The sequence below is a fragment of the Microbacterium sp. LS_15 genome, from assembly GCF_041954735.1.
Classification (GTDB): Bacteria; Actinomycetota; Actinomycetes; order Actinomycetales; family Microbacteriaceae; genus Microbacterium.
This window is the reverse complement of record NZ_JAVAYD010000024.1, coordinates 1-23,344: the sequence shown is the minus strand read 5'-3', so window position 1 is coordinate 23,344 and position 23,344 is coordinate 1. Positions and strand designations below refer to the sequence as shown.

22 protein-coding genes are annotated in these 23,344 nt (G+C 70.7%); 13 read left to right on the top strand and 9 right to left on the bottom strand.

Translation table 11 applies throughout. The annotated features are described in order from the left end of the window. Nucleotides 1-217: 217 nt before the first annotated feature. Entirely contained in the window at nt 218-409 is a 192-nt protein-coding gene (locus RAC69_RS16650; protein ID WP_375087807.1) for a hypothetical protein, read from the top strand. A gap of 7 nt (nt 410-416) precedes the next feature. On the opposite strand, the gene RAC69_RS16645 is transcribed toward RAC69_RS16650, so the two are convergent. Continuing rightward, on the bottom strand, nt 417-1,451 hold the full coding sequence (locus RAC69_RS16645) for an aromatic acid exporter family protein (protein ID WP_375087806.1): 1,035 nt from the start codon (nt 1,449-1,451) through the stop codon (nt 417-419). Nucleotides 1,452-1,591: 140 nt separating this feature from the next. Between RAC69_RS16645 and RAC69_RS16640 the strand changes: the two genes are divergently transcribed. The 9 genes from RAC69_RS16640 (at nt 1,592) to RAC69_RS16600 (ending at nt 10,840) form a co-directional block, all read left to right on the top strand. After that, nucleotides 1,592-2,047: an SRPBCC family protein gene (locus RAC69_RS16640; RefSeq protein ID WP_341935826.1), complete on the top strand. Its 456-nt coding sequence runs from the start codon at nt 1,592-1,594 to the stop codon at nt 2,045-2,047. A 191-nt stretch (nt 2,048-2,238) separates the two neighbouring features. Further along, complete coding sequence (locus RAC69_RS16635) at nt 2,239-2,481, top strand: hypothetical protein (RefSeq protein WP_375087805.1); 243 nt, start codon at nt 2,239-2,241, stop codon at nt 2,479-2,481. 68 nt (nt 2,482-2,549) lie between these two features. After that, nucleotides 2,550-5,441, top strand: coding sequence for an AAA family ATPase (locus RAC69_RS16630; RefSeq protein WP_375087804.1), 2,892 nt, complete (start codon nt 2,550-2,552; stop codon nt 5,439-5,441). 75 nt (nt 5,442-5,516) lie between these two features. Then, nucleotides 5,517-5,720, top strand: a complete 204-nt coding sequence (locus RAC69_RS16625; protein ID WP_050723174.1) for a cold-shock protein — start codon at nt 5,517-5,519, stop codon at nt 5,718-5,720. A 213-nt stretch (nt 5,721-5,933) separates the two neighbouring features. Further along, a complete protein-coding gene (locus RAC69_RS16620; RefSeq protein ID WP_375087803.1) occupies nt 5,934-6,959 on the top strand; it encodes an iron-siderophore ABC transporter substrate-binding protein in 1,026 nt (341 codons plus the stop codon). A gap of 27 nt (nt 6,960-6,986) precedes the next feature. Beyond that, nucleotides 6,987-8,030 (top strand): FecCD family ABC transporter permease, encoded by a 1,044-nt coding sequence (locus RAC69_RS16615; protein ID WP_375087802.1) that lies wholly within the window; start codon nt 6,987-6,989, stop codon nt 8,028-8,030. A gap of 5 nt (nt 8,031-8,035) precedes the next feature. Then, nucleotides 8,036-9,097, top strand: coding sequence for a FecCD family ABC transporter permease (locus tag RAC69_RS16610; RefSeq protein ID WP_375087808.1), 1,062 nt, complete (start codon nt 8,036-8,038; stop codon nt 9,095-9,097). Beyond that, a complete protein-coding gene (locus RAC69_RS16605; protein WP_341935821.1) occupies nt 9,094-9,894 on the top strand; it encodes an ABC transporter ATP-binding protein in 801 nt (266 codons plus the stop codon). Before RAC69_RS16610 ends, RAC69_RS16605 begins: the two co-directional genes overlap by 4 nt. After that, nucleotides 9,884-10,840: a siderophore-interacting protein gene (locus tag RAC69_RS16600; protein WP_341935820.1), complete on the top strand. Its 957-nt coding sequence runs from the start codon at nt 9,884-9,886 to the stop codon at nt 10,838-10,840. The genes RAC69_RS16605 and RAC69_RS16600 overlap by 11 nt, the downstream gene beginning before the upstream one ends. Before the next feature lie 100 nt (nt 10,841-10,940). On the opposite strand, the gene RAC69_RS16595 is transcribed toward RAC69_RS16600, so the two are convergent. Continuing rightward, nucleotides 10,941-11,783, bottom strand: a complete 843-nt coding sequence (locus tag RAC69_RS16595; protein WP_375087801.1) for an alpha/beta fold hydrolase — start codon at nt 11,781-11,783, stop codon at nt 10,941-10,943. A gap of 96 nt (nt 11,784-11,879) precedes the next feature. On the opposite strand from RAC69_RS16595, the gene RAC69_RS16590 reads away from it, so the two are divergent. Both RAC69_RS16590 and RAC69_RS16585 read left to right on the top strand, forming a co-directional pair. Further along, nucleotides 11,880-12,452, top strand: a complete 573-nt coding sequence (locus RAC69_RS16590) for a TetR/AcrR family transcriptional regulator (RefSeq protein WP_375087800.1) — start codon at nt 11,880-11,882, stop codon at nt 12,450-12,452. Between the two features lie 72 nt (nt 12,453-12,524). Further along, nucleotides 12,525-13,322 carry a tryptophan-rich sensory protein gene (locus RAC69_RS16585; protein ID WP_375087799.1) on the top strand — a complete coding sequence of 266 codons (798 nt, stop codon included), beginning with the start codon at nt 12,525-12,527 and terminating at the stop codon, nt 13,320-13,322. Nucleotides 13,323-13,449: 127 nt separating this feature from the next. Here the strand turns inward: RAC69_RS16585 and RAC69_RS16580 are convergent, their stop codons facing one another. From RAC69_RS16580 to kdpF, 6 genes are read right to left on the bottom strand one after another with little or no spacing between them, the layout of a single operon-like run. Beyond that, nucleotides 13,450-14,118, bottom strand: coding sequence for a response regulator (locus RAC69_RS16580; RefSeq protein WP_341935815.1), 669 nt, complete (start codon nt 14,116-14,118; stop codon nt 13,450-13,452). Next, entirely contained in the window at nt 14,115-16,631 is a 2,517-nt protein-coding gene (locus tag RAC69_RS16575) for an ATP-binding protein (protein ID WP_375087798.1), read from the bottom strand. Before RAC69_RS16575 ends, RAC69_RS16580 begins: the two co-directional genes overlap by 4 nt. Continuing rightward, on the bottom strand, nt 16,628-17,227 hold the full coding sequence (gene kdpC / locus RAC69_RS16570; RefSeq protein ID WP_341935813.1) for a potassium-transporting ATPase subunit KdpC: 600 nt from the start codon (nt 17,225-17,227) through the stop codon (nt 16,628-16,630). Before kdpC ends, RAC69_RS16575 begins: the two co-directional genes overlap by 4 nt. Nucleotides 17,228-17,273: 46 nt before the next feature. Continuing rightward, nucleotides 17,274-19,424, bottom strand: a complete 2,151-nt coding sequence (gene kdpB, locus RAC69_RS16565) for a potassium-transporting ATPase subunit KdpB (RefSeq protein WP_375087797.1) — start codon at nt 19,422-19,424, stop codon at nt 17,274-17,276. A gap of 2 nt (nt 19,425-19,426) precedes the next feature. Continuing rightward, entirely contained in the window at nt 19,427-21,118 is a 1,692-nt protein-coding gene (kdpA, locus tag RAC69_RS16560; protein WP_375087796.1) for a potassium-transporting ATPase subunit KdpA, read from the bottom strand. Continuing rightward, nucleotides 21,118-21,207 (bottom strand): K(+)-transporting ATPase subunit F, encoded by a 90-nt coding sequence (gene kdpF, locus RAC69_RS16555; protein WP_375087795.1) that lies wholly within the window; start codon nt 21,205-21,207, stop codon nt 21,118-21,120. The genes kdpA and kdpF overlap by 1 nt, the downstream gene beginning before the upstream one ends. A gap of 288 nt (nt 21,208-21,495) precedes the next feature. On the opposite strand from kdpF, the gene RAC69_RS16550 reads away from it, so the two are divergent. After that, the gene (locus RAC69_RS16550; RefSeq protein ID WP_375087794.1) at nt 21,496-22,674 is read left to right on the top strand and encodes an SLC13 family permease; all 1,179 of its coding nucleotides are present in this window, start codon (nt 21,496-21,498) and stop codon (nt 22,672-22,674) included. 9 nt (nt 22,675-22,683) lie between these two features. On the opposite strand, the gene RAC69_RS16545 is transcribed toward RAC69_RS16550, so the two are convergent. After that, on the bottom strand, nt 22,684-23,262 hold the full coding sequence (locus RAC69_RS16545; protein ID WP_375087793.1) for a GNAT family N-acetyltransferase: 579 nt from the start codon (nt 23,260-23,262) through the stop codon (nt 22,684-22,686). Nucleotides 23,263-23,344: the final 82 nt, after the last annotated feature.

Here is a 23,344-nt window from a genome sequence, read left to right as displayed (position 1 = left end):
ACATTGCCGCATATTGACCATGTCTCTACTTGACGATCACATGCTGTTTTTGTCTAAGTCCTCGGGGGACAACGTCGATCTCCCCGTAAGGGGTCGTCGGCAGCGTCAGAGGTGTATAAGAGCCAGGGGCGGGGCCGCGCGGCGGGATTGTCAAGACCCGTGCGGCGCGCGCGCCGCCCCCGTAGCCTCGCAACGACACGACCCGAGAGGACCGAACATGGGCACCGAGAACGACGCCGACGGTATCGACACCGACCGCACGGACATCAGCTCCGAGCCGTCGCCCGGCGCGGAGGAGAACGACGTCCTCGGTACCGAGGACAACAAGAGCGAGCCGCCGCGGGTGCTCCCGTCCGACGGCGACGACGACGGCCGGCACAGCAGCGACGTCGAGGCCGAGCGGGACTGATCCGCCCTCAGTCCTCGTCGACGAGTTCGCCGCGGATGCGTCGCAGGTCCTCCATCAGAGACCCGATGAGGATCCAGTGCGCCGATGACGGCGGGCGGATGACGAGGGGCGCCGTCAGCGCGGGGATCGTCGAGGTGAGGGCCTCGGGTTCCCGCGCGACGTCGGCGATCTGCACCGCGAGGCGCACGTCGTGCCCCGCCCTCCGCAGTTGATCGGCGATCGCGACGACCGCGGGCTCCTCGCCGATCGAATCGTCGTAGTGGTCGAAGTAGGCGCGCGTCATGCCGATCGTCTGCGTGACGATCGGGGTCAGCTTGTCGAGCAGCGCCCGCATCTCGGCGAGGTCGGACCGGTGCGTCGACCGGCGCGGGTTGAGCGTCAGCGACTCCTCGCCGGCCGCGATCGACGCCTCTGCCGCATCGCGCATCGGGCGCAGCAGCCGCACCTCGAGCATGAGCTCCTGCAGTTGCGCGGGCGACTGCGGTTCGGGAAGCGCATCGGCGAGACGGTCGAGGCTCGCAGCCAGCTCGCCGCCGAGCAGTCCCAGATCGCGCTTCGCGGGCGCCACCATCACCGGCGGCACGATGAGCGTGTTCACGACGATGCCGATGACGACGCCGATGAGGGTCTCGAAAATCCGCGCGAGCGCGTAGTCGGGGGTCGACCCGAGGGCCAGCACGAGCATCGCCGAGATCGCGACCTGATTGCCCGTGCCCGGTGTGGCGCGCAGCGCCCACGCGATGAGCATGGCGACGACGATGGCGAGCAGCACGATCCAGCTGGGCGAGCCGAGCAGCAGGCCGAGCGCGACGGCGATCACCACGCCGACGATCACGCCGATGCTGCGCTCGAGCGCCTTCGACAGCGACTGGTTGATGCTCGGCTGCACGACGAGCAGCGCGGCGATCGCGGCGAACACGGGCAGCTGCCCAGGCACGACCCACCCCGCGAGCAACCAGGCCGCGATCGTCGCGGCGGCGGACTTGACCACCTGCAGCAACGGGGAGCGCTTCGAGGCGCGGATCGCGGCGGGGATGCGCATGCCTCCACGCTACTCGCGGCAGCCTCGCCATCCGTCCCCCTTGCGCTCTCGCCCCGCACCCTGTCAACCCCTTCGCATCCGAGCGCCGAAGGGCGTCGAATAGAGCAACGAACACAAGTCGAATCAGTGAGGAGCATCACATGGCGCAGATCATCGAGACCATCGACGTGCACGTCCCCGTCGACGTCGCCTACAACCAGTGGACCCAGTTCGAGAGCTTCCCGGAGTTCCTCGACGAGGTCGAGTCGATCGTGCAGATCGACGACACGCACAACCGCTGGAAGGTGAACGTGGGCGGCGCGACGCGCGAGTTCGACGCCGAGATCACCGAGCAGCACCCCGACGAGCGCGTCGCGTGGAAGAGCACGGGCGGCGACACCGAGCACGCCGGCGTCGTGACGTTCCACAAGCTCGAGGACCTGACGACCCGCGTGACCGTGCAGATCGACTGGGAGCCGGAGGGCCTCCTCGAGAAGGTCGGTTCGCTCGTCGGCGCCGGATCGCACGCCGTGAAGAAGGACCTCAAGAACTTCAAGGAGTTCATCGAGAAGCGCGGAGCCGAGACCGGCTCCTGGCGCGGCGACGTGGACGCCTGACACTCGCAGTCCCTCGACGAGGCCCGGAGGCAGCAGTCGCTGCCTCCGGGCCTCGTCGCGTGCGAGGACTCGCGACCTCCGCGGCCTCCGCCGACGTCTAGGGATCGGATGCCGCGAAGATAGGGCATCCTCCCGATGCCGAGGGGTCGCCTCAGAGCGGAGTGTAGGGACATCCCAACCGAGGAGATGTCATGTACGAGCACCCGTACCTCAGCTATCAGGTCACCGAGTTCGACCGGCAGGAGCTGGAGCGCGCCGTCGAGCGTCGCCGCTTCCTCGGCGAGCACGCCGACCAGATCGTCCCCCGGCCGGCTGGTCCGCTGCGCCGGTGGGTGAGGCGGATGCTGCGCGGCTCCGCCGCATCGCGCGAGGGCGCGAAGGATGCCGCGACCGGCCGTCGCACGACGCCCTGCGAACCCGCACCGGCCCGGTGAGGCCGACCGATCCTCTGCCGAGGGCGGAGGCCGTGCCGGATGTCGGAGGGGAGTGGCACGATGAGTGCATGCCCTCGTCCGCTCCGAGCACCGCGATGGTCGGCCGCGAGGCCGAGACGCAGGTCGTGCGTGCGGTCTTCGAGCGGTCGGTGGAGGGCACGCCGGTCGCCCTGCTCGTCGAGGGGGAGGCGGGCATCGGCAAGTCGCGGCTGCTGCGTGAGTTCGCCGCCGATGTCGCGAACCGCGCCGACGTGCACATCGGGTGGTGCCTCGACCTCGGGGCGTCGCGCACGCCGTTCGGGCCGCTCGTCGGCATCCTGCGCTCGATCGTGTCGCAGCTGGGCGCCGAGAGAGTGCGCGCACAGCTCGGCGTCGGGGCCGAGGCGCTCGGGATGCTGCTGCCCGAGCTGAATCCCACCGAGCGCAGCCAGACGAGCCCCGATCGGGTGCGCGATGCGATCGCCGCGCTCATCGAGGCCGCCGCCGACCGCAACCCGCAGGTGCTGATCGTCGAAGACCTGCACTGGGCCGACGATTCGACGCTCGCGATCCTGGCCTTCTTGATGCGCTCCCTGACGCGAGGGCGCATCATGCTGCTCCTCTCATGCCGCAGCGACGACGTGCGCCGGGGTGATGCGGTGAGCTCGTTCATCGGCGAGTCCACGCGCGCGCGGCTGCTCGACCGCGTGCAGGTGGATCGTCTCGACGCCGATGCGGTGCGCGAGCTCGCCGAGGCGATCATCGGTCAGCCGCTCAGCGACACCGCGCTCGAGCGCATCCGATCACGCGCCGAGGGGGTGCCGTTCTTCATCGAGGAGATCGCGGGATGCTCCGCGGGCCCGCTGCCCGGCACGCTGCGCGACCTGCTGCTCGCCCGGTTCGACCGTCTCGGCGACGACGCGCGCCGCGTGGTGCAGGTCGCCTCGGGTGCCGATCGCGCGCTGAGCCATCCGACGGTCTCCGCGCTCGCGGGGCTCGCCGACGGGAGGCTCGACGAGGCGATCCGCGAGGCGACGCAGAGCGGCATCCTGGTCGTGGTCGACGACGAGTACCGCTTCCGCCATGCGCTGCTGCGCGAGGCCGTGCACGACGACCTGCTCCCGGGCGAGCGCGCCCGACTGCATCGCTCGTACGCCGAGCTCATGGAGCAGCGGGGTGCCGGCGCGGCGAGCGGCGAGCCGGCTGCTCTCGCATACCACTGGCAGCTCGCGCAGGACCCCCGCCGAGCGCTGGCGGCGGCGATGACGGCGATGACCGATGCCAAGGCGCGGTTCGCGTTCGCGAGTGCCGCGCGGTTCGGTGAGCTCGTGCTCGACCTGTGGGCCCAGGTGCCCGACGCCGAGATGGTCGTCGACGTCCCGCGCCTGGAGTTCCTGCGCTCGCTGGGCTCGGTGCTGCGCAACGCCGGCGACGGGGAGCGGGCGCTCGCCGTGGTGAACCTCGCGCTGTCCGAGGTCGACCCCGCGGCCGTCGACCCGCGCACCCACGCGCGCCTGCTGCGCGACAAGGCGTACTACACCATGAACCTCGGGCGGAACGGCTCGGTGCCGCTGCTGCAGGACTCGCTCTCCGTGCTCGACGGACGCGTCGACGACGATCGGCTGCATGCCTCGATCCTCAATCAGCTCGGCAGCCGGTACATGGTCGCGGGACGCCTCTCCGACGCGATCGACATCGCGACGGAGGCGGAGGACCGCGGCGAGGCGGCGGGCTCGGACGAGGAGACGTCGATCGCGGCGAACATCCGCGCGGCCTCGCTCGCGCATCTGGGCAGGGTCGCCGAGGCGCACGAGCAGTACGCGCTCGCGCTCGCCCGCGCGAACACGACCAACGCGGAGCTGCGCTACCGCGTCAACTACTCCGACCTGCTCGGGCTGCTCGGGCGTTACCGCGACGCGGTCCGTGTGGCCGAGGAGGGGATGGAGCGGGCCCGAGAGTACGGCGTCGAGCGCACCACCGGTGCGATCATGACGCAGAACATGGCGGTGCCCCTGCTCGAGATGGGCGAGATCGAGCGCGTCGAGGGGATGCTGGCGCGCGAGCTCGCACAGGCCACCCTGCGCATCTTCCACGCCTACTCGACCATGACGCGTGTGCGTGTGCTGTCGTGGCGCGGCCGCGACGTCGAGGCCGCCGAGATCGTGCGCGAGTGGCACCCGGTGTTCGCCGAGGCCGGCGTCGACGAACGGCAGATCTGGTACGACGAGATCATGATGCGCCTCTCGGTCGCCGAGAGCGGAGGAGACCTGCGGGCCGCGCTCGACGAGGTCCGTGCCATGCTCCGCGACGACGGCCCGAGGCTGCTGCACGAACGTCGCCTGATGCTCGAAGCGGGGTGGCTCATCGCCGAGCTCCGGGTGACCGGCGAGGCGGTCGACGACGCGGTGTCCGAGGTGCGGGAGGCCTGGCTCAGCCAGCCCGAGCAGCTCCTCGACGACGCGTGGTGGGGCATCCTCTCGGCGTTCCTCGACCCGTCGATCCCCGCGCTGCGGTCTGCCGTCGACCTCGCCGACGGCGACGATGTGCCGGTCACGTTCCGCGTCATGACCCGTCTCGCACTCGCGCGGATGCTGGTCGACACCGCAGACCGGGCGGCCGCGGCATCCGTCCTCGACGAGGCGCGACGCACGGCCGAGACCCTCGGACACGTGCCCCTCGGGCGGGCGGTCGCCGAGTTCGCGCACGCCGCCGGGCTCCGCGCTGCCGATTCCCGGCATGTCGGGGACGTCGGGTCGGGCGACGCCGAGCCGCTCACCGCGCGCGAGCTCCAGGTGCTCGAGCTCATCGCCGAGGGGCTCAGCAACCGTCAGATCGCCGAGCGCCTGTTCATCAGCGTGAAGACGGTGAGCGTGCACGTGTCGGCGGTGCTCCGCAAGCTCGGGGTGGCGAGTCGGACGGAGGCGGCGGTCCTCCACCGCGAGAACACCCCGACCGTTCGTCAGCCCGCCGTGATACGTTGACGGGGTGTGCGCGCCGGATGATCTGGTGCGGCACAGGTCGCTTCAGCGGCCGTATCAACAGAAAGTAGAAAACACATGGCCACTGGCACTGTGAAATGGTTCAACGCGGAGAAGGGCTTCGGCTTCATCGCTCCTGATGACGGTTCGGAAGACCTCTTCGCTCACTACTCGGCTATCGCCGGCTCCGGTTTCAAGGAGCTCCGCGAGAACCAGAAGGTCGAATTCGACGCTGAGCGTGGCCCCAAGGGCATGCAGGCGGCGAACATCCGCGCTCTCTGAGCGCGCGCTGACTTCCTGAAGCCGGTCGGATCCCTCACGGATCCGGCCGGCTTTCTGCATCCCTCCTCTGCGTCCCGCATCGCGCCCCCCGCACCGGGTCCGCCACTCCGAGATGAGGGTCGCCTTACTTTCTGTTAGATTAGGCCAGGCTTACCAAAGCCTTGGCGCCCCTCCGTGCGCCGTACCCTCCATCTCCAACCGAAGGGAACGCCTGTGCGCACCTCCCGTCTCCTCGCCGCGGGTGTCGCCGCGGCGCTCGCCGTGGGCCTCGCCGCCTGCTCGACGCCGTCCGGCGGCGACTCCGACTCCGGCGGGAGCAACCCGGCCGACGACTCGGCCTTCCCGGTCACGATCGAGCACGTCTACGGCGAGACCACGATCACCGAGAAGCCCGAGCGCGTCGCGACCGTGGCGTGGGCCAACCACGAGGTGCCGCTCGCCCTCGGCATCGTGCCGGTCGGCATGAGCAAGGCGACGTGGGGCGACGACGACGACAACGGCATCCTGCCGTGGGTCGAGGAGAAGCTCGACGAGCTCGGCGGCGAGACCCCGGTGCTGTTCGACGAGTCCGACGGCATCGACTTCGAGGCCGTCGCCGACACGCAGCCCGACGTGATCCTCGCGTCCTACTCCGCCATCACGAAAGAGGAGTACGACACCCTCTCCAAGATCGCGCCGGTCGTCGCGTACCCCGACATCCCCTGGGGCACGACGGTCGACGAGATGATCGAGATGAACTCGAAGGCCCTCGGGCTCGAGGACGAGGGCGATGCGCTCGTCGAGAAGCTGCACGCCGACGCCGAGGCTGCGCTCGACGCGCAGGGCGACCTCAAGGACAAGAAGGCGATGTTCTTCTTCGTCGACCCGACCGACCTCAGCCAGATCGGCTACTACACGCCGATCGACCCGCGCGTCGGCTACCTGAACGAGCTCGGGATGCCGCTCTCCTCGCTGCTCGAGGCGGATGCCGACACCGACCAGTTCTACCTGCAGGTCAGCGCGGAGGACGCGGCGAAGTTCGACGACGTCGACCTCATCATCACGTACGGCGACGACTCGACGCTCGCCCTCCTGCAGGCCGACCCGCTCCTGTCGAAGATCCCCGCGATCGCCGAGGGCCGCGTCGCCGTGCTGCCCGACTCCACCCCCCTCGCGGCATCGGCCAACCCGACGCCGCTCTCCATCCCGTGGGGCATCGACGCCTACTTCGAGGCCCTGGCTGCGCCGCTCGCGCAGTGATCGTCCGCACCATCCCGCTCTGATCCCGTGACCGCCGTCGCCGCTCCCGCGCCGGGCATCGCAGACCTGCGACGCCCGGCGTGGGTGCGTACCCTCTGGCTGCTGGCCGGGGCGGGCGTGCTGCTCGTGCTGTGCGCGCTGTCGGTCAGCTTCGGGGTGCGGGCGGTCACGCTCGACGACATCGGGGCGGCGCTCTCGGGGCACGCCGACACGATCGCCGAGGCGGCTGTCGTCAAGCGCATCCCGCGCACGGTCCTCGCGCTCCTCGTCGGAGCGGCTCTCGCACTGTCGGGCGCGACCATGCAGGCGGTGACCCGCAACCCGGTCGCCGACCCGGGCATCCTCGGGGTGTCGAACGGTGCGTCCTTCGCCGTGGTGCTGGGTCTCGCGTTCCTCGGTCTCACGAACCCGTACGGACAGATGGCCCTCGCCATCACGGGTGCGGCGCTCGCGGCCGCGTTCGTGTACACCGTCGGCTCGCTCGGCCGTGGCGGGGCGACCCCGCTCAAGCTCGCCCTCGCGGGGGCGGCGACCTCGGCCGCCTTCGCCTCCCTCATCAGCGCCGTCATGCTGCCGCGCGTCGACCTGCTGCAGGCCTTCCAGGCGTGGCAGATCGGCGGGGTCGGCGGTGCGGAGTGGCCGCGCATCGCGCTGACCGCGCCTGTTCTCGCGCTCGGCGCCCTCATCTGCCTGGCGAGTGCGCGGGGCATGAACTCGCTCGCGCTCGGCGACGACATGGCCAAGGGGCTCGGCGAGCACGTGTTCCGCACCCGGCTCGTGTCGGCGCTCGGTGCCGTGATCCTCGCCGGTGCGGCCACGGCGATCGCCGGTCCGATCGGGTTCATCGGCCTCGTCATCCCGCACGTGTGCCGGATGCTGATCGGCACCGACCACCGCTGGCTGCTGCCGTTCTCGGCGACCGCGGGGGCCGCGCTGCTGCTCGCGAGCGACATCGTCGGCCGGGTCGTCTCGCCGTCGTCGGAGGAGATCCAGGTGGGCATCATCACCGCGGTCATCGGAGCGCCGTTCTTCATCTGGATCGTGCGCCGGCAGAAGGTGCGTGAGCTGTGAGCACCATGGATCGCACCGCGCCGGCCCAGGCCGTCGCCCACGACCGCATCGCCGCGATCGTCGCAGGACGCCAGGCCCGCCACCGGCGCCATGCGGTCGCCACGATCGTGCTCGGCGTGCTGCTGCTCGTGCTGTTCACGGTCGCGCTCATGGTGGGCAACACGTTCTACCCGCTCGACGCCGTTGTACGGGTCATCCTCGGCGAGACCGTGCCCGGGGCCTCGTTCACGGTCGGGGAGCTGCGGCTGCCTCGCGCCGTGCTGGCCATCCTCGCGGGCATTGCGTTCGGCATGGCCGGGGTCTCGTTCCAGACGCTGCTGCGCAACCCGCTCGCCTCGCCCGACATCATCGGCATCTCGAACGGTGCGGGCGCCGCCGCGGTGATCGGCATCATCGTGCTGGGCCTCGACGGACCGCTCGTCTCGCTCCTGGCCCTCGGCGGAGCGCTGGTCACCGCCGCAGCCATCTACCTGCTGTCGATCCGCGGCGGCTTCGCTGGCACCCGGCTGATCCTCATCGGAATCGGCGTCTCGCTGATGCTGCAGAGCGTCATCTCGTACGTGCTGTCGCGGGCCGCGTCGTGGGACATCCAGACCGCGATGCAGTGGCTCACCGGCAGCCTGAACAGCGCCTCCTGGGAGCGCGTCGCCCCGCTCGCGATCGCGGTACTCGTGATCGTGCCGCTGCTGCTCGCGCAGGGCCGGGCGCTCGGCGCGATGCAGCTCGGCGACGACTCGGCATCCGGGCTCGGGGTGCGGGTGGACACGACGCGCGTGCTCTGCATCCTCGGGGCCGTGGCGCTGCTCGCGTTCGCCACCGCCGCCACCGGGCCGATCGCGTTCGTCGCGTTCATGGCCGGTCCGATCGCCGCGCGCATCACCGGACCCGGAGCGAACCTGCTGCTGCCGAGCGCGTTCGTCGGCGCCGTGCTCGTTCTCGGCAGCGACCTGCTCGGCCAGTTCGCCTTCGGTGAGCGCTACCCGGTCGGCGTCATCACCGGCGTGCTCGGCGCCCCGTACCTCATCTATCTGCTCGTCCGCACCAATCGCTCGGGAGGCTCTCTGTGACCGAGGCGCATACCCTGACGGCGGAGTCCGTCACCCTCGCCTACGGCGACCGCACGGTCATCGACGGCCTCGATCTGCAGATCGCGCCGGGCCGGATCACCACGATCGTCGGGGCGAACGGATGCGGCAAGTCGACGCTGCTCCGCTCGCTCGCGCGCCTGCTCTCACCCTCGGCGGGGCAGATCGTGCTCGACGGCACCTCGGTGCACACGCGCCCCACGAAGGAGGTCGCGCGCATCCTCGGACTGCTGCCGCAGTCGCCGGTGGCGCCGGAGGGCATCGCGGTGGCCGACCTGGTGGGCCGGGGCCGGCACCCGCACCAGAAGATGCTGTCGCGCTGGAGCACCCACGACTACGAGGTCGTCGCCGACGCGCTCGCCGTCACCGGAACCACCGACCTCGCCGATCGCAGTGTCGACGAGCTGTCCGGCGGGCAGCGTCAGCGGGTGTGGATCGCGATGGCGCTCGCGCAGGAGACCGACATCCTGCTGCTCGACGAGCCGACCACGTTCCTCGACGTCGCGCACCAGGTCGAGGTGCTCGACCTGCTCACGGACCTCAGCGTCTCGCGCGGCACGACCATCGTGATGGTGCTGCACGACCTGAACCTCGCCGCCCGCTACTCCGACGAGCTCGTCGCCATGAAGGACGGACGCGTGCACGTCACCGGCACGCCGCAGGAGGTCGTGACGGCAGAGCACGTCGAAGAGGTCTTCGGCCTCGCGAATCAGATCACCACCGACCCGGTTTCTGGAAAGCCGATGGTCACACCGATCGGGAGGCACCATGTCCGCTGAGACCACCACCGAGCGTCCCACCTATGTGCTGGCGCGCGCCGAGGTGCGCGCGGTCGACCGCGTCTCGCCGAACTTCGTGCGGGTCACGTTCGGCGGCGACGAGCTGTTCGAGTTCGGAACGCCCGGCGACGTGTTCGACTCCCGCATCAAGCTCGTGTTCCCGCCGGCGTCCGGCGTGCTGCCGGCCCTCGATCGCGAGACCGACAACTGGTGGGCCTCGTACCTCGCGGTGCCCGAGGACGAGCGCGGCTCGATGCGCACGTACTCGGTGCGCGAGCTGCGCGTGACGGATGCCGGCACCGAGGTCGACGTCGACTTCGTGCTGCACCTCGCACCCGGCCTCTCGGGACCCGCGTCGCGCTGGGCCGACGCCGCCGCCGTCGGACAGGAGCTGTACGTGGTCGGGCCGCGGCGCGGCCTGCCGTCGTCCGCGCACGGGGGAGCGGAGTTCGAACCGGGTACCGCGGCATCCGTCGTGCTGGCCGGCGACGAGACCGCCGCGCCAGCGATCGCCCGCATCCTGGAAGACGCTCCGCGCGATCTGCGCGGCTGCGCGTTCATCGAGGTGCCGTCGGCAGACGACGTGCTCTCGATCGCCGCTCCCGCGGGCGTCGAGGTGCGGTGGCTGCCCCGTGCGGACGAGCAGGCCCACGGACTGCAGCTGATCCCCGCCGTGCTCGAATACCTCGGCGACGCGGATGCCGCAGACGACGTCGACGTGACCGACATCGAGTCCGAGGACCTGCTCTGGGAGACCCCCGACTACTCGGGGCTCGGCGAGGACATCGCGGTGGCGGATGCCCCGGCGGAGCGCTACTTCTGGATCGCCGGCGAGAGCGGGGTCGTCACCACCCTGCGCCGTCACCTCGTGAAGGATCTCGGCATCGATCGCGGGCAGGTGGCCTTCATGGGTTACTGGCGTCGCGGTGTCGCGATGCGCGGCTGATTCCGCGGAATTCCGCCGAGGGTCCCGGAGCGAGACGAAGCGCGGTGACCGTCGTCCGACACCCACCGCGCTTCGTCTCACCGCTGCGCGCTTCCGCGGGTCACTTCGCGAGGAAGCCCTTCAGGGCGGCGTTGACCTCGTCGGCGTGGGTCCAGAGAAGCCCGTGCGGGGCGCCCTCGACCTCGACGTACTCGGCCTCCGGCACCGCCTGGTGGAACCGACGCGCGGTGGCGTCGATGGGGAGGATGTTGTCCTTCGTGCCGTGCAGGATCAGGGTGGGCTTTCCGGCGGCGCGCACAGCCTCGACGTCGCCGCGGAAGTCCTCGATCCACGACGGCACCACGGCGTAGGCGGCGACGGGGGCGCTGCCGACCGCGACGTTCCAGCTGCCGGTGACGGCGTCCTGGCTGATTCGCGAGCCGAGGTTCTCGTCGAGGTTGTAGAAGTCGTTGTAGAACTGGGTGAACCACGCGAAGCGGTCGCCCTTGGCGGCGGCGGCGATCCCGTCGAACACGTCCTGCGGCACGCCATCGGGGTTGTCGTCGCGCTGCACGAGGAAGGGCTCGAGCGAGGCGAGGAACGCGAGCTTGGCGACGCGCTCGTGGCCGTACTTCGCGACGTAGCGGGCGAGCTCACCCGTGCCCATCGAGAAGCCGACGAGCACGACGTCGCGCAGGTCGAGCGTCTCGAGCACGGTGTTCAGGTCTGCGGCGAAGGTGTCGTAGTCGTAGCCGGAGCCGACCTTCGACGACTGGCCGAACCCGCGGCGGTCGTAGGTGATGACGCGGTAGCCCTGGTCGAGCAGTTCGCGGGTCTGGCGCTCCCAGCTGTGGCCGTCGAGCGGGTACCCGTGGATCAGGACGACGGGCTGACCCGAACCCTGGTCCTCGTAGTAGAGCTCGATGGGAGTGCTGTTCTCGTTTCCGACGGTGATGTAACCCATGATCCTGATCCTTTCGGTTCCGGTGAGAACGATCGTTCTCGCTCGATAGGACCAACATAGAGAACGTTCGTTCTCATGTCAAGTAAACTCTTGGGTATGACCGAAGAAGAGGCGCGCGAACGCATCCTCTCCGCCGCGGAGGAGCTGTACTACCGCAAGGGATACGCGGCCGTGGGCATGGACGAGCTCCGTGCCGCGTCCGGCGTGTCGCTGCGCCGGCTCTATGCGCTCTTCCCGGCGAAGGCCGACATCGTCACGGCTGTGCTCGACCGCAAGCACGGGGAGTGGGAGTCGGGACTGACCGGGGCGGTGGCGGATGCCGGAGACGATCCGCGCGATCGCCTGCTCGCCGTCTACGGGTACCTCGAGGACTGGTTCTGCACCGACAGCTTCCGCGGATGCGCGTTCATCAACGCGTTCGGCGAGCTGGGTGGCACGAACCCCGAGGTCGCGGCGCTCGTGCGCGACCACAAGGCCTCGTTCCAGCAGTACATGGCCGGCCTCGTCACAGACGCCGGCGCCCCGGCATCCCTCGCAGCGCAGCTGTCGATCCTGGCGGAGGGCGCCCAGAGCACGGCCGCGATCTCGGGCGACTCGTCCGTGGCGGCCCAGGCGCGCGGCGCGGCAGTGGTGCTGATCGACGCGTCCGTCTCGCGGTCATTTAGCTAGCCAGGCTAGACGTTAGCCAAGCGAGAGTCAAGGGTCTGGGCGGCTCGGACCCGGACGCGTAGCGTGCGGGGCATGGAATCCCGGACGAACGACATCCTCCGCCAGGCCGCGATCATCGCTGCGGCGACCTTCATGCTGATCGCCGCCGCCGTCGGATCCGGCGCGTTCGGCGGCACGTCGGTCGACGAGCTGCAGGACGGCGCGCTGTCGGCATCCGGGTCGTACCTCGCGCCCGCCGGACCCGCGTTCTCGATCTGGTCCCTCATCTATCTCGGTCTGATCGCGTACGCGGTGTGGCAGGCGCTCCCCGCGCAGCGGACCGACGAGCGTCAGCGCACGGTCGGCTGGTGGATCGCCGCGACCATGGTGCTCAACGGCCTCTGGCTCGTGACGGCGCAGTTCCTCACGCTTCCGCTCACCGTCATCGTGATCGCCCTGATGCTCGCCGCTCTCGCCCGCGTCATGGTGCTGCTGAATCGGCGCAGCGCACGCACGATCCCCGAACGGATCGTCGTCGACGGAGCCAACGGCCTGCACTTCGGGTGGGTCACGATCGCGACCGTCGCCAACACCGCGGCCTGGTTCACGCAGATCGCCCCGGCCGACTGGGCTGAGCAGGCGGAGGTCTGGGCCGTCGCCGTGCTGGCCGTCGTCCTCGTGATCGGCGTCGCGAGCGCGCTCGTGCTGAAGCGCATCGCTCCGGCGCTGGCCACCGCCTGGGGGCTCTCGTGGCTCGCGGTCGGACGCCTCACCGGCGAGCCCGACAGCACCGTCACCGCCGTCGCGGGGATCGTGGTCGCCGTGGCGCTCGTCGTCGCGGGCGTGGTCGGGGTCCTGCAGCGCCGCCGCACGGCATCCGTCTCCCGTTGACCCGCTCGCGCACGAACCTTTTGCGGCCATGGGCAACTTCTGCGGCCACTGTGCTCCCGCACGGCCGCAGAAGGCGCCGAAGGCCGCAGAAGTTGCGGGGGGCGGGGGGAGGACGCTCAGAGCGCCCTCAGAGCACGAGCCGGTAGCCCATTCCCGACTCGGTCAACAGGTGCTCCGGCGACCCGGGTTCGCGCTCGAGCTTCTTGCGCAGCTGCGACATGTACAGGCGCAGGTACCCGGAGTCGGAGACCTGCTCGCTGCCCCAGATCTCCTTCAGCAGGTCCTGGCGGGTGACGAGGGCGCCGGGATGCCGGGCGAGGTGCTCCAGCATCCGCCACTCGGTCGGCGTGAGGTGCACGCGCGAGCCGGAGCGGGTGACGGTCTTCGTCGCGAGGTCGACGACGACGTCCCCGAATCCCACGGTGGACTCCCCGGCCGGCGCCGCCCGCCGCGACAGGGCGCGCAGGCGGGCGAGCAGCTCGTCGACCTGGAACGGCTTGGTGACGAAGTCGTCGGCCCCGGCATCCAGCGCCTCGACCTTGTCGGCGGAGCCCGTGCGCCCGGAGACGACGATGATGGGCACGCTCGTCCATCCGCGCAGCGCCTGGATGACCTCGATGCCGTCGAGTCGCGGCATGCCCAGGTCGAGCATGATCAGGTCGGGGTGGGTCTGCGCGGCCGTCGCGACGGCCGCGGCACCGTCGGCGGCGACGACCACCTCGTACCCGTGCGCGGCGAGCGTGATGCGCAGCGCGCGCACCATCTGCGGATCGTCGTCGGCGATGAGGAGCTTCACTCCGCCCCCTCCGTGTCGGCGCCGGCGAGCGGCAGCGAGATGACCATGGTGAGCCCACCGCCGGGGGTGTCCTCGGGTGTCAGGCTACCGCCCATGCCTTCGGCGAACCCGCGCGACAGGGCGAGGCCGAGCCCGAGGCCGGTGGTGTTGTCGGTGTCTCCGAGCCGCTGGAACGGCTGGAAGATCTGGTCGCGCTTCTCGGCGGGAACCCCGGCGCCGCGGTCGATCACGCGGATCTCCGCGTGATCGCCGATCGCGCTCGTCGACACGATGACGCGGCTGTCGTCGGGCGCGTGCCGGTGCGCGTTGGCGATCACGTTCACGAGCACCCGCTGCAGCAGCACGGGGTCGGCGGACACCGCGGGCAGGTCGGCGTCGAGGGCGAGCTCGACGTCGGCGGGACCGAGTGCGAGCTCGTCGACCGCGGCGAGCACGGGCCCGGCGACGTCGAGCCGCATGGTCGAGACGGCGAGCACGCCGGCCTGCACCCGGCTCACGTCGAGCAGGTCGGTCACCAGCGACGACAGGGTCGCCAGGCTCTCGTCGGCGGTCGCCAGCAGCTCCTCCCGATCGGATGCCGAGAGGCCGTGCGCCCCGCGGAGTCCGCCGATCGCGGCGACCGCCGACGCGAGAGGGCGCCGCAGGTCGTGGCTCACCGCCGACAGCAGAGCCGTGCGCACCTGGTCGGTCTCGGCGAGGGCGGCCGCCTCGCGGGCGGTGGCGCGCAGGTCGGTGTGCTCGATCGCGGCGGCGAGCTGCGCGACGATCGCGTCGAGCAGCCGGCGGGCCGGGGTGTCGAGGGGTTCGCCGCTGAGCTCGAGGATCGCGGGCGACGCTCCGTCGACGGCGACCGTCGTGACGCGGCCGTCTGGTACGGGTTCGCCGTCGCTCGCCAGCACCTCCCCGTCGGGGGTGAGCAGGCGCACCCCGGCGAGGCCGAACGCCTCGCGGGTGCGGCTGACGAGCGCGATCAGGGCGTTGTCGCCGCGCAGCACGTTGCCGGCGACCGCGGCGAGCAGCTCCGCCTCGGCGGCGGCGCGCTGTGCGGTGCGGGCGCGACGAGCGGCCTGGTCGACGATGATGCTCACGAGCACCGCGATCACGACGTACAGGGCGAGCGCCAGCACGTGCAGCGGGTGGGCGATCGTGATCGTGAAGAGGGGCGCCACGAACAGGAAGTCGAGGGTGACCCCCGACAGCACGGCCGCGAAGACCGCGGGCCGCACACCGCCGACGAGAGCGACCACGACGACGAGCAGCTGATAGGCGAGCACCTCGGCCGTGATCGACTCCGGGCTGCGGAACGTGAACATGACCCACGACAGCAGCGGTCCGAAGACGAGCGCGACCGCGAAGCCCAGGACCTGCCGCCGCCAGCCCAGCGCGCCGCCCGTGATGCGGGGGAGCCGCACGCGGTTGCCGGCCGCGGCGTGCGTGACGATGTGCACGTCGATGTCGCCCGAGCGGCGGATGACCTCCGAGCCGATGCCCGGTCCCGTCAGTGCTGCCGCGAGCCGTCCGCGGCGGCTGACGCCGATCACCAGCTGCGTCGCGTCGGCACCCTGCGCGAACTCGACGAGCGTGGCGGGGATGTCGTCGCCGATGATCTGGTGGAAGCTGCCCCCGAGCGATTCGACCAGCGACCGCTGCGCGGCCAGGGCGCCGGGGGTCTCGTCGCGGAGTCCGTCCTGGGCGGCGACGTGCACGGCGAGCAGTTCGCCGCCGGCCGACCTCGCGGCGATGCGGGCGCCGCGGCGCAGCAGGGTCTCGCCCTCCGGGCCGCCGGTGAGGGCCACGACCACGCGCTCGCGCGCCTGCCACGTGCCCTCGATGCCGTGATCGGCCCGGTAGCTGCGCAGCGCCGAGTCGACCTCGTCGGCGAGCCACAGCAGAGCCAGCTCGCGCAGTGCGGTGAGGTTGCCGAGACGGAAGTAGTTCGACAGCGCGGCGTCGATGCGCTCCGCCGGATACACGAGTCCCGCCGAGAGGCGGTCTCGCAGCGACTGGGGCGCCAGGTCGACGACCTCGATCTCGTCGGCCGCGCGCACCACGGCATCCGGGATCGTCTCCTGCTGAGCGACGCCGGTGATCTTCTCGACGACGGCGTTCAGCGAGTCGATGTGCTGCACGTTCACGGTCGTGACGACGTCGATCCCGGCATCGAGCAGCACCTTCACGTCCTGCCACCGCTTCGCGTTCGCCGAGCCGGGGGTGTTCGTGTGCGCGAGCTCGTCGACGAGCGCGATCTCCGGATGCCGTGCGAGCACCGCATCCAGATCCATCTCCGTCAGCGGCACTCCGCGGTGCAGCTCGGTGCGGCGCGGGATCTCCGGGATGCCGACGGTCTGCGCGGCCGTCGCGGCACGGTCGTGCGTCTCGACGATCGCGATCACGACGTCGCGGCCGTCGTCGAGAAGGCGCCGCCCCTCGGCGAGCATCTCGAACGTCTTGCCGACGCCGGGTGCGGCGCCGAGCAGCACGCGGAGCCGACCCCGCCTGCCGGATGCCGTCATTCGCCCTCCCGCTCATCGAGCGCGAGATTGAGTTCGGCCGTGTTGATGCGCTCCTCGCCGAGGAATCCCAGATCCCGCCCTTGAATCCTAGACTCCACGAGGTCGCGCACCTCCTGCTCGGGCAGGTCGCGCGCCGCCGCGACGCGCGGCACCTGGAGCAGCGCGTAGGCGACGCTGATGTGCGGGTCGAGACCCGATCCGGATGCCGTCACGGCGTCGGCCGGCACGGCATCCTCGCTCACGCCCTCGCGCTCCGCGATCGCCGCGCGACGCTCCTCGATCGACGCGACGAGGTCGGTGTTCTCGGGACCGAGGTTGCTGCCGCTCGAGCTCGTGCCGTCGTATCCGTCGCCGGCGGCGGACGGACGCGACTGGAAGTACTCCGGGAGCGCCTCGCCGTCGGCATCCGTGAACGACTGCCCGATCAGCGCGCTGCCCTTGTCATCGGGCAGCGGCGACCCGTTCGCCTGGAACGGCAGCAGGAGCTGGCCGATGCCGGTCACGACGAGCGTGTACGCGACGCCGAGCACGAGCGTGAGGACGACCATGGCGCGCACGGCGACGCCGGTGGTGCGAAGGGTGGAGCGGGTGGACATGAGAGGCCTTTCGGTGTGCGGGTCGTGCAGAAGCGGGCGGGACGTGTCAGAACCCGGGGATCAGACTGACGACGAGGTCGATCAGCTTGATGCCGATGAACGGGGCAATCACACCGCCGAGGCCGTAGACGAGCAGGTTGCGCTGCAGGATCTGCGAGGCGCTCGCCGGGGTGTACTTCACGCCGCGGAGCGCGAGCGGGATGAGGAACACGATCACGATCGCGTTGAAGATGATCGCGCTCGTCACCGCGGATGCCGGGGAGTGCAGCTGCATGATGTTCAGCGCCGCGAGTCCCGGGAAGACGCCCATGAACATCGCCGGGATGATGGCGAAGTACTTGGCGATGTCGTTCGCGAGGGAGAACGTCGTCAGCGCGCCGCGCGTGATGAGCAGCTGCTTGCCGATGCGCACGATGTCGATGAGCTTCGTCGGGTCGGAGTCGAGGTCGACCATGTTGCCGGCCTCCTTCGCGGCTGAGGTGCCCGTGTTCATCGCCACGCCGACGTCGGCCTGAGCCAGCGCCGGGGCGTCGTTCGTGCCGTCGCCGGTCATCGCGACGAGGCGGCCGCCCTCCTGCTCGCGCTTGATGAGCTCGAGCTTCTGCTCGGGTGTCGCCTCGGCGAGGAAGTCGTCGACGCCGGCCTCCTTCGCGATCGCGGCGGCCGTGAGCGGGTTGTCACCCGTGATCATGACCGTGCGGATGCCCATGCTGCGCAGCTCGTCGAACCGCTCTCGCAGGCCGTCCTTGACGATGTCCTTGAGGTGCACGACCCCGAGGATGCGGTCGCCGGACGCCGCGCGGACGGCGACGACCAGCGGGGTGCCGCCGCTCGAGGCCACGCCGTCGGCGAGGGCGGCGAGCTCGGCATCCGCGTCCAGACCGAGCCAGGCGGCGACGGCGGAGCCGGCGCCCTTGCGGATCTGCCTGCGGTCGGCGAGGTCGAGTCCCGACATGCGGGTCTGGGCGGTGAACGGCACGACGACGGCATCCGCCGGCTGTTCGACACGGATGCCGCGGCTCGCCGCCAGATCGACGATCGACGCCCCCTCCGGGGTGGGGTCGGCGAGGGAGGAGAGGGCGGCGACGCGCAGCAGCTCCTCGGCGTTGATCCCCGACAGGGGCAGCACCTCGTGGGCGCGCCGGTTGCCGTGGGTGATCGTGCCGGTCTTGTCGAGCAGGAGCGTGGTGACGTCGCCCGCGGCCTCGACCGCGCGGCCCGACATGGCGAGCACGTTGCGCTGCACGAGGCGGTCCATGCCGGCGATGCCGATGGCCGACAGCAGCGCGCCGATCGTGGTCGGGATGAGGCAGACGAGAAGAGCGATCAGGACGGGGATGCTGACGGGCGATGCCGCGTACGAGGCGATCGGGTTCAACGCCAGCACCACCACCACGAACACGATCGACAGGCTCGCGAGCAGGATGTTGAGGGCGATCTCGTTGGGGGTGCGCTGACGGCTCGCACCCTCGACGAGCGCGATCATGCGGTCGACGAACGTCTCGCCGGGCTTCGAGGTGATGCGCACGACGATGCGGTCCGACAGGACGCGGGTGCCGCCGGTGACGGCGCTGCGGTCGCCGCCCGACTCGCGGATCACCGGCGCGCTCTCACCCGTGATGGCCGACTCGTCGACCGTCGCGATACCGGCCACGATGTCTCCGTCGCCGGGGATCAGCTCGCCCGCCGCGACGATCACGAGGTCGTCGCGCTGCAGCTCGGCCGACGAGACCTCGACGGTCTCGGAGCGCTCCGCCGTGGCATCCGTCGTCTGGTCGTACCGCACGACCCGCCGAGCCATGGTGCTCGTGCGTGTCTTGCGCAGGGTGGCGGCCTGCGCCTTGCCGCGGCCCTCGGCGACCGACTCCGCGACGTTCGCGAACAGCACGGTCAGCCAGAGCCAGATCGCGATGCCCCAGGTGAACGGAGCGGGCACCGGGGTGCCGCCGGAGGCGGCGGGCCCGCCGAGGAACGGCTCGGCGATCGCGAGCACGGTCGTGAACGCCGCGCCGACCCACACGAGCAGCATGACGGGGTTGCGGACGAGTGATGCGGGGTTGAGCTTGCGCAGCGCACCGGGGAGGGCCTGCGTGAGCTGCGCCCACCCGAACGAGCGGGGTGCGGGGGATGCTTGCGGCGCGGGGGCATCACCCTGCGACGTCGAGCGGGCGGAGCGAGACGAAACGCGCGTGTCCATGATCAGGCGAGTCCTTCGGCGAGGGGTCCCAGTGCGAGCACGGGGAAGTAGGTGAGGGCCGTGATGATGACCGTCACGGCGGTGAGGAGTCCGACGAACTGGGGCCGGTGGGTGGGCAGCGTGCCGGTGGTCTCGGGCACGCGCTGCTGGGCGGCGAACGACCCGGCGAGAGCGAGCACGAGCACGATCGGGATGAACCGGCCGAGCAGCATGGCGACGCCGAGGGCGGTGTTGAACCAGGGCGTGTTCGCCGTGAGGCCGGCGAACGCGGAGCCGTTGTTGTTCGCCGCCGACGTGAAGGCGTAGAGCACTTCGCTCATGCCGTGGACGCCGGGGTTCAGGATGCTGGTCGACTCGACGTCGGCGCGGATCCCCGGCACCGCGAAGCTCAGCGCCGTGCCCAGCAGCACGAGGGTCGGCGTCACGAGGATGTACAGGCTCGCGAGCTTGATCTCCCGCGGACCGATCCGCTTGCCGAGGTACTCGGGGGTACGGCCGACGAGGAGACCGCCGACGAACACCGCGATCACGGCGAGCACGAGCATGCCGTAGAGGCCCGACCCGACGCCGCCGGGGGCGACCTCGCCGAGCATCATGTTGAGCATCGGCATCATGCCGCCGAGCGCTGTGTACGAGTCGTGCATGGAGTTCACCGCACCGGTGGAGGTGAGGGTGCTGGCGCTGCCGAACAGGGCGGAGCCGAGGATGCCGAAGCGCACCTCCTTGCCCTCCATCGCCGATCCGGCGAGTTCGGGCGCGGAGCCGCGGCCGGCGAGCTCGAGCGCCGACAGAGCGAACGTCGAGACGAGGAAGATCGTGCCCATGACGGCGGCGATCGCGTAGCCCTGGCGGTTGTCGCCGAGCATCCGTCCGAACGTGCGCGGGAGCGCGAACGGGATGACGAGGATGAGCAGGATCTGCAGGAGGTTCGTGAAGCCGGTGGGGTTCTCGAACGGGTGAGCGGAGTTGGCGTTGAAGAATCCGCCGCCGTTGGTCCCGAGCAGCTTGATGGCCTCCTGTGACGCGACCGGTCCGCCGGGGATCGTCTGCGTGCCACCGGAGACGGTCGTCACGTCGGTGAAGCCGGCGAAGTTCTGGATCACACCGCCTGCGAGGAGCGCGACCGCGCCGATCAGGGCGAGGGGGAGGAGGATGCGCCCGAGGGCGCGGATCAGATCGACCCAGAAGTTGCCGATCGTCGTCGAGCCGCGGCGGGCGAACCCGCGGATGAGCGCGACGGCCACCGCGAGACCCACCGCCGCCGACACGAAGTTCTGCACCGTGAGACCCGCGAGCTGCACGGTGTAGCCCATGGTCTGCTCGGGCGAGTACGACTGCCAGTTCGTGTTGGCGACGAACGACGCGGCGGTGTTGAAGGCGAGCCCCTCCGGCACGGCGGGCAGGCCGAGCGATTCGGGGAGGAACGCCTGCAGACGCTGCAGCCCGTACACGAGCAGCAGACCGACGGCGGAGAACGCGATCACGCTGCGTGCGTAGGCGCGCCAGGTCTGCTCGGATGCCGAGTCCACACCGATCACGCGATACACGCCGCGCTCGACGCGGAGGTCGCGCGGCGTGCTGAACACGTGCGCCATGTAGTCGCCGAGGGGGCGATAGAGCAGCACGAGCGCGACGATCAGCACGGCCGCCTGGAGGACGCCGAACCAGATCTCGGCGCTGGATCCCGCGCCCATCAGAACTTCTCCGGCGCGACGAGGGCGACCACGAGGTAGACGACGGCGGCGACGGCGAGGGCCGCGCCGATGATCTCGAAGACGATCACAGTCTCTCCACCCCCTTCGCGACGAGGGTGACCAGGGCGAACAGCGCGAGAGTCAGCGCGATGTAGATGATGTCGAGCACGAGAGTCGATACAACTCCCGTGCGGGGGCCGTATCCGCGATCCTCACGCTTCCCCTACGGCGGTATGCCGGAATGCATGCGGGATGCTCACGCGAGGGTGCGGGATGCTCACGCGAGGGTGCGGGGTGACCCCCGAGGTGACACCGCTCGAGCGAGTCGCATCGGCGCCGACGCCCGCATCCGCCTCAACCCGCCGTACACTCACGAAGTGAGCGCGACGCGACGCCGGCCGGGGCCGGGCACCATCATCGTCCTGGTGCTGGTCGCCATCGCCCTCGTCTGCCTCGTCGGCGGCATCCTCCCCGCACCGGATGCCGGGGCGCTCGGCGCACGGATCGCGCCCGTCCTCGGATTCGTCGTCGCCATCACGATCGTCGCCGAGCTCGCGCGCGATGCGGCGGTGTTCGACCTCGTCGCCCAGCGCCTGGCCCGCTGGGGTCGCGGACGCGTCATCGCCCTCTGGGCCTCGGTCGTCGTGCTCGCGGTCGTGAGCACGGTGTTCCTGTCGCTCGACACGACCGCCGTGATCGTCACACCCGTGGTCGTCGTGCTGGCGCAGAGCATCGGCGTCTCACCGCTGCCCTTCGCGTTCGCGACCGTGTGGCTCGCGAACACGGCCTCCCTCGCGCTGCCCGTCTCGAACCTCACGAACCTTCTCGCGGCGCCCGCGATCGGCGAGTCCCCTGCCTCCTTCCTCGCGGTGAGCTGGGCGCCGACTCTCGTCGGCATCGTCGTCCCGGTCGCCCTCCTGACGATCGTGCACCGCCGCACGCTCTTCGGCGGATATCGGATGCCGTCGGCCGCCGCACCGTCCGATCGCGTGCTGTTCTGGGGAGCAGCCGGCATCCTGATCCTCCTCATGCCGCTGCTGGCGCTCACCCACGACGTGTGGATTCCGGCGACCGTCGCCGCCGTGCTGCTCGTGGTGCTGTTCGCCGTGCGTCGGCCGCACGTGCTGCGCCTGTCGCTCGTGCCGTGGCAGGCGATCGGTCTCGCGGCCTCCCTGTTCGTGCTGGTCGAGACAGCGCACGCGAACGGCATCCTCGACGTCCTCTCCGCCCTCGCGACCGACGGTCACGGGGTGGGGCAGCTGCTCGGACTCGCGTCGGCGGGGGCGCTCGCGGCCAACGGGGTCAACAACCTGCCCGCGTATCTGATCCTCGAACCTGCGGCATCCGACCCCGTCACGCTCATGGCGCTGCTGATCGGCGTGAATCTCGGACCCCTCATCACCCCGTGGGCGTCGCTCGCGACGCTGCTCTGGCATCACCGGGTCGTATCGCTGGGGGTCGAGATCCGCTGGCGCACGCTCATCCTGTGGGGTGCGGCGGTGGCCGTGCCGACGGTGGTGATCGCGACTCTCGTGCTCGCGCTCGTCGCCGGCTGATCCGACGATTCAGATCGCTGCCCACTCCTCCGCGAGGATGCCGTAGTTCAGGCCGTCGAGCCACTCTCCGGAGCGGTGCAGGGCGGTCTTGCGGCTGAACTCCTCGCGCCGCATGCCGAGCCTCTCCATGAGGCGCCACGACGGCTCGTTGTCGGCGAAGCATCCGGCGTGCACGCGGCGCAGCCCGAGGGGCCCGAAGCACGTGTCGATGACGGCGCGGATCGCCTCGGTCGCATAGCCCTGCCCGGCGTGCGCGGGGTCGAGCACCCAGCCGAGCTCCGCCTCGACGCCCTTCGCCTGGTCGGCGACCTCGAGCTGCGCCCATCCGTCGCCGATCCGGATCATCACGTCGCCGATCGCGGTGGCGCCGCCGTCGGCGGCGACGAGTTCGATCAGGTGCATCGCCGCGAGCCGGTCGGGGTCGAGGTACCGCTCGCGGAACGCCTCGATCGTGTCGGGCGCGAGCCCCAGCCAGCGGTTCACGTCGGGCAGGCGCCGCCACTCCCACATCACGTCGATGTCGGCCGCGGTCATCGGGCGCACCTGCAGCCGTTCGGTGCGGACAGGCCAGACCTCGTGCGCGCTCATCCCCTTAGCCTAGACAGGCGCCTGCGCCTGCCCCTTCCCGTGTCGAGCCTGTCCCTTATACCCATCTGACGCAGCCCACCCC

Bases quoted from the DNA above. Each gene is read 5' to 3' on its own strand.
- RAC69_RS16650 (WP_375087807.1), top strand. From the start codon at position 218: ATGGGCACCGAGAACGACGCCGACGGTATCGACACCGACCGCACGGAC.
- RAC69_RS16645 (WP_375087806.1), bottom strand. From the start codon at position 1,451: ATGCGCATCCCCGCCGCGATCCGCGCCTCGAAGCGCTCCCCGTTGCTG.
- RAC69_RS16640 (WP_341935826.1), top strand. From the start codon at position 1,592: ATGGCGCAGATCATCGAGACCATCGACGTGCACGTCCCCGTCGACGTC.
- RAC69_RS16635 (WP_375087805.1), top strand. From the start codon at position 2,239: ATGTACGAGCACCCGTACCTCAGCTATCAGGTCACCGAGTTCGACCGG.
- RAC69_RS16630 (WP_375087804.1), top strand. From the start codon at position 2,550: ATGCCCTCGTCCGCTCCGAGCACCGCGATGGTCGGCCGCGAGGCCGAG.
- RAC69_RS16625 (WP_050723174.1), top strand. From the start codon at position 5,517: ATGGCCACTGGCACTGTGAAATGGTTCAACGCGGAGAAGGGCTTCGGC.
- RAC69_RS16610 (WP_375087808.1), top strand. From the start codon at position 8,036: ATGGATCGCACCGCGCCGGCCCAGGCCGTCGCCCACGACCGCATCGCC.
- RAC69_RS16600 (WP_341935820.1), top strand. From the start codon at position 9,884: ATGTCCGCTGAGACCACCACCGAGCGTCCCACCTATGTGCTGGCGCGC.
- RAC69_RS16595 (WP_375087801.1), bottom strand. From the start codon at position 11,783: ATGGGTTACATCACCGTCGGAAACGAGAACAGCACTCCCATCGAGCTC.
- RAC69_RS16590 (WP_375087800.1), top strand. From the start codon at position 11,880: ATGACCGAAGAAGAGGCGCGCGAACGCATCCTCTCCGCCGCGGAGGAG.
- RAC69_RS16585 (WP_375087799.1), top strand. From the start codon at position 12,525: ATGGAATCCCGGACGAACGACATCCTCCGCCAGGCCGCGATCATCGCT.
- RAC69_RS16575 (WP_375087798.1), bottom strand. From the start codon at position 16,631: ATGACGGCATCCGGCAGGCGGGGTCGGCTCCGCGTGCTGCTCGGCGCC.
- kdpC (WP_341935813.1), bottom strand. From the start codon at position 17,227: ATGTCCACCCGCTCCACCCTTCGCACCACCGGCGTCGCCGTGCGCGCC.
- kdpB (WP_375087797.1), bottom strand. From the start codon at position 19,424: ATGGACACGCGCGTTTCGTCTCGCTCCGCCCGCTCGACGTCGCAGGGT.
- kdpA (WP_375087796.1), bottom strand. From the start codon at position 21,118: ATGGGCGCGGGATCCAGCGCCGAGATCTGGTTCGGCGTCCTCCAGGCG.
- RAC69_RS16545 (WP_375087793.1), bottom strand. From the start codon at position 23,262: ATGAGCGCGCACGAGGTCTGGCCTGTCCGCACCGAACGGCTGCAGGTG.